Source organism: Martelella sp. (genome assembly GCF_984369615.1).
Genome location: NZ_CFHTCS010000327.1, coordinates 1 through 4,816, shown reverse-complemented (window position 1 = coordinate 4,816; position 4,816 = coordinate 1). Strand labels below are relative to the sequence as shown.

General features: G+C 63.4%; 5 protein-coding genes. 3 read left to right on the top strand and 2 right to left on the bottom strand.

Features of this window, described 5'->3' with window-relative positions:
• Positions 1-1,039 (bottom strand): catalase (locus AC5DC2_RS19435; RefSeq protein ID WP_491699658.1); only part of this gene is annotated, 1,039 nt, incomplete at its 3' end.
• A gap of 93 nt (positions 1,040-1,132) precedes the next feature.
• Here AC5DC2_RS19435 and AC5DC2_RS19430 point away from each other — a divergent pair.
• Both AC5DC2_RS19430 and AC5DC2_RS19425 read left to right on the top strand, forming a co-directional pair.
• Positions 1,133-2,023, top strand: coding sequence for a hydrogen peroxide-inducible genes activator (locus AC5DC2_RS19430; protein WP_491699657.1), 891 nt, complete (start codon positions 1,133-1,135; stop codon positions 2,021-2,023).
• Between the two features lie 95 nt (positions 2,024-2,118).
• Positions 2,119-3,354: a bactofilin family protein gene (locus AC5DC2_RS19425; protein ID WP_491699656.1), complete on the top strand. Its 1,236-nt coding sequence runs from the start codon at positions 2,119-2,121 to the stop codon at positions 3,352-3,354.
• 6 nt (positions 3,355-3,360) lie between these two features.
• Here the strand turns inward: AC5DC2_RS19425 and AC5DC2_RS19420 are convergent, their stop codons facing one another.
• The gene (locus AC5DC2_RS19420) at positions 3,361-4,026 is read right to left on the bottom strand and encodes an outer membrane protein (protein ID WP_491699655.1); all 666 of its coding nucleotides are present in this window, start codon (positions 4,024-4,026) and stop codon (positions 3,361-3,363) included.
• 182 nt (positions 4,027-4,208) lie between these two features.
• Between AC5DC2_RS19420 and AC5DC2_RS19415 the strand changes: the two genes are divergently transcribed.
• Positions 4,209-4,816 (top strand): DNA-3-methyladenine glycosylase I (locus AC5DC2_RS19415; protein ID WP_491699659.1); only part of this gene is annotated, 608 nt, incomplete at its 3' end.

Genomic DNA, 4,816 nt, shown 5'->3' with positions numbered 1-4,816 from the left:
TGCCGAGACGATAGCGATGGGCGTCGGCATAGGAGAAGATGCGCGCCTGCAGCATCTTGTCCGGCGAGTGCGAGATGCCGGGCACGATGTTGGAGGGCGAGAACGCCGCCTGCTCGATTTCGGCGAAGTAATTGTCGGCGTTGCGGTTCAGTTCCATCACGCCGATATCGATCGGCGGATAGTCGCCATGCGGCCAGACCTTGGTGAGGTCGAAGGGGTTGTAGGGCGTCTTGCCGGTATCGCTTTCCGGCATGATCTGCACCTGCACCTTCCAGCGCGGATAGTTGCCGGTTTCGACCTTGTCGAACAGCGCTTCCTGATAGGTTTCGCGGCTCTTGCCGATCAGCGTTTCCGCCTCGTCATTGGTGTAGTGCTTGTGGCCTTGCTCGGTCTTGAAGTGGAACTTGACCCAGAAGCGCTCGCCGGCATCGTTCCAGAGCGAATAGGTGTGCGAGCCGTAGCCGTTCATGAAGGTCGGGTCGACCGGGATGCCGTGGTCGGACATCAGGATCGTGACCTGGTGCAGGCTTTCCGGCGATAGCGACCAGAAATCCCACATCGCCTTGGGCGAGCGCAGATTGGTGCGCGGGTGGCGCTTCTGCGTGTGGATGAAATCCGGGAACTTGTAAGGATCGCGGACGAAGAACACTGGCGTGTTGTTGCCGACGAGATCCCAGTTGCCGTCCTCGGTGTAGAATTTCAGGGCGAAGCCGCGCACGTCGCGCTCGGCATCGGCAGCACCCAGTTCGCCGGCAACGGTGGAGAAGCGGGCGAGCATCGGCGTTTCCGCGCCCGGCTGCAGACACTTGGCCTTGGTGTATTTTGAGATGTCGCCGGTGATCTTCAGCGTGCCGAACGCGCCCCAGCCCTTGGCGTGGACCACGCGCTCGGGGATGCGCTCGCGGTTCTGGTGGGCGAGCTTCTCGATCAGCTGGTAATCCTGGATCATCACGCCGCCGCGCGGACCAGCGGTGATGGAATTCTGGTTGTCGGGCACGGCGGCGCCGGCGGTTGTCGTGAGGGTCGGTTTATCTGCCATGGTTTCCTCCATTATTCGTGAAGGCGATGGTCTCACGAAGTTTCGATAATTTCCAATTGTGATTTCCGGAGATTACGATAGGATTTTCCTATCATGGTTACATTCAAGCAATTGCGCTATTTCGAGGCGCTGGCGCGCGAGCGCCATTTCGGCCGGGCGGCGGAGGCGGTGCATATCAGCCAGCCGGCGCTTTCCGCCCAGATCATGGAGATGGAGGCAGAGCTTGGCGTCGCCTTGTTCGAGCGCGCGCGCCGGCAGGTCTTGTTGACCCGCGAGGGCGAGCGGGTTCTGGGCCATGCGGGGACCGTGCTTGCCGCCATGGCCGCGCTGGAACATGCCGCCCGGCCGGCCTCCGGGCCGCTGGCGGGGCCGGTCGCGATCGGGCTCATTCCAACCGTCGCTCCGTACCTGATCCCGAAACTCGTGCCCTATCTGAAGCGTCTCTACCCTGAAGCGGAGGTGGCCCTGAGGGAGGCGGTCACCGACCAGCTTCTCGATCATCTGGAGGAGGGGGCGCTCGATGCGGTGGTGGCGGCGCTGCCGATCGAGCGCGACGGCATTGAGACGATGAACCTTTTCGCCGACCGGTTCTTCATGGCGGTCGCGCGCAATCACCAAACGGTGCTCGCCTCGCCCCTGACCCAGGCCGATCTGGAGGCGGATCGCCTGCTGCTTCTGGAGGAAGGCCATTGCCTGCGCGACCAGGCCTTGGCACTTTGCGAGCAGAAGCCGAAGCGCAATGTCGTCAATGTCGGCGCGACGTCCATGACCACGCTGCTGCAGATGGTGGCGAACGACATGGGCATGACGCTGATCCCCGAAATGGCCGTGGCGGCAGAGACCGCGCGAACGTCGCTGACCATCCTGCCCTTTGCGGAACCTCAGCCGGCGCGGCGGATCGGGCTTTGCTGGCGGCGATCTGACAGACGACGCGAGACCATGGAAGCGCTGGCGGCGGCGGTGCTGAAATGCCGGGTGGTTTGAGCCGCATTGGTCCTTTACGAAAGCCCTCACACGCGGGATAGTATCGGCAGCGACGCATTCGATGAACCGACTGACGGGCGAGAGGGGCTTTGGTCATGAGCGGAATAGCACGCATACTGGCGACGGCATTGACGGTTCTGACGCTTGGCAGCGCAGCGGCCATGGCGGATGATGACAAGATCATGGTCTTCGGCGGCGATACCTATGCCAGCGGCACGACGACCGTGCTCAACCAGGACAGCCCGCGCAATGCCTTCGTGGCCGGCGCGACGGCGCGGCTTGACGGTTCCGTCGGGCGCGATGCGCTTCTGGCGGGCGCCAGGGTTCGTTCCAACGCGAGTGTGAACGGCGACCTTTATGCAGCGGGCTTTTCCGTCAAGATCGACGGCACGGTCGCCGGCGATCTTTCGGCCGCCGGCGCGGACATCGAGATCGGGCCCCGCGCGGCCGTCAGCGGCAATGCCCGGTTGGCGGCCGGCTCGGTCGAAATCAACGCGCCGATCGCTGGCAGTCTGCTCGTCGGCAGCGGCGACCTGACGCTGAACGCGGCGGTTTCCGGCGATGTCAGGATCATGGGCGACGAGATCGCCTTCGGCCCGGATGCCGCGATCGGCGGCACGCTGACCTATTACGCGCCCGACGAAGTCGCCATTCCGGAATCGGTGATTGCCGCCGACAAGGTGACCTACCGCAAGCTGACGCCCAAACCGGCCTCGGAAGAAGCGCCCGAGCCGGAGGTCGTCTCCGACACGACCGTGGTCGCAAGCTTCATTTCCATGCTGGTCTTCATGCTGGCGCTGGCGACGGTGTTCCTGCTGCTGGCCCCGCAGCGCACGGAAGCGGCGCGGGCGCGGCTGATCACCCGGCCTTTCGCCTCGCTCGGCTATGGTTTCGTTGCGCTGTCGACGCTGTTCGGCGCGGTGCCGCTGGCGCTGATGACGCTCATCGCCATTCCGCTGATCCCGTTCATCATTCTGGCGACGGTAGCCCTCTGGACGCTCGCCTATCTGCTCGCGGTCTACGCTCTGTCCTGGTGGCTGGTTACCAGCATCAGGCCGCTCAAGCCCAGCCTCGTCAACCGCCTGCTGGCGATCGCCGGCGGGCTGGTGCTGATGTCGCTGCTGCACTACCTGCCGTTCTTCGGCTGGATCGCGAACATCATCGTCGTGCTGCTCGGCTTCGGCGCGATGGCGGCGCTTTGCGGCCAAGGCATGCTGGCGCGGCGCGCGGCGCGCCGGAAGGCCGATGTGGTCGAAACCCCGCCGCCGCACCCGCCCGCAGCCGCGGCAGCAGATCCTACCGATCCGCCTGACGAGCCGCCGCGGGCATAGGCGATCTCAGAACCGGAAACCAATGCCGAAATTGACGGCATTGGTAAGGATTCCGGTCTTCATGCGGTCGCCGCTGTCGATCTTGACGTCGACCCAGGAATAGTTCGCCTTGTATTCGACGAAGGCGTCCCAGTTTTTGGCGAAATTGTAGGATACGCCCGCCTGGGCCTGCACGGTCGGGCCGCCGAACTGGTAGTCATAGGTGCGGCCGGATGGCCGGGTGACCTCGACATGGGGCACGTTGATGCCGGCCCCGAGGCCGACATAGGGCGTCCACTTGCTGTCCTTTATCGGAAAGCGGTAGAGCGCGTTCAGCGTCAGCAGATTGAGCCCGTCGGTGAATTCGAAATGGCTCCAGCCCGATTTGGCGCGCGTGGCGTCATCGGCATAGACCTTGGCATGGCTGAAATCGAGCGCAATGCCGAGGTTCGGTTGCTTGTAACGGTCGAGCCAGTAGGTTGCGCGCGCGCCCCAATAGGCCGGCCAGTTGAACGACCGGCCCTCCCAGCCTGCGGTGAAAGCGTCAGCGCCATTGATCTCGATCGGTGAATGCGGCGCGGTCTGATAGCCGCCATAGACGGAAAACGCGGTTTCGGCAGACGCGCGATCGGCAGAAGCGGCAAATGACGCGGCAAGCAGGAGCAGGCCCGCTGAGGCGGTGAGGCGAAGCATGGAGGGTCCCGGAAGCGACGTGTTGTTAACCATAAAAAAGTATAAATTGGTTAAGGCTTCGTGAACGGTCACGCCCGCGACGGCTGCGTTTCATGTTGGCCCGAGCGCTCGGCCCTTGTTGTCCCGCCGAAAACATGTTTCCTTTTTGTTCCATAGAGAATCAGGAGGCGCATGTGAGCGATATGGCGGGGTTGATAACGGGTGACGATGGCAGGGACCGCTGTTTCTGGCATGGCAACCTGCCCGACTATCTCAGATATCATGATGAGGAATGGGGCCGGCCGGTCACCGATGATGTCCGGCTGTTCGAGAAGATCTGTCTGGAAGGCTTCCAGTCGGGGCTGTCCTGGCTCACCATCCTGAGGAAGCGCGAGAATTTCCGCGCCGGTTTCGACGGCTTCGATTTTCACAAGATTGCGCGGTACGGCGAGAAGGACGTCGAACGTCTGCTCGGCGATGCCGGCATCATCCGCCATCGCGGCAAGATCGAGGCGACGATCAACAACGCCGCCCGCGCCATCGAGATGGAGGCCGAGTTCGGGTCGCTGGCCGCCTATTTCTGGGCGCATGAACCGGGACCGGAGGACCGGCCGAGGGTGGTCGATCTCGAAACGCTCAGGGCGAATCCGACCACCCCCGTCTCCGTGAAGATTTCGAAGGATCTGAGAAAGCGCGGCTGGAAATTCGTTGGCCCGACAACGGTCTATGCCTTCATGCAGGCCATGGGGCTGGTGAACGATCACCTCGAAGGCTGCTGCTGCCGCGATGAGGTGGAGCGGCTGCGGGCCGC